We start from the raw sequence: 271 nt of genomic DNA on the forward strand, positions 1-271 counted from the left end.
CTGGCTCCTGACCAATGCGGTCCAGAGGACAATCCATGTACCAGCCACCAGAACCATTTGGCGTAGGCCGGTGCCTGCGCTGCGCAAGCTGCATCGAAGAGTCGGAGCAAGTCGGCGGTATCTGCTACGACTGCCAGCCTGCAGCGCAAGGCGAGCAGCCCGCATTTCCCGTACAGGCAAGCGAATACGGTGGGCACGGCACCTGCATTGGACTGACAACCCGCGATTACTTCGCGGTCAAGGCCATGAGCGGCTACCTCGCCAATGCTTG

At 61.3% G+C, this 271-nt stretch carries 1 protein-coding gene; it reads left to right on the forward strand.

What is annotated here, in order from left to right:
• Positions 1-35: 35 nt before the first annotated feature.
• Positions 36-271 (forward strand): hypothetical protein (locus SB771_RS34565; RefSeq protein WP_410721985.1); only part of this gene is annotated, 236 nt, incomplete at its 3' end.

The organism is Burkholderia sp. SIMBA_051, from assembly GCF_046534915.1.
Classification (GTDB): Bacteria; Pseudomonadota; Gammaproteobacteria; order Burkholderiales; family Burkholderiaceae; genus Burkholderia; species Burkholderia ambifaria.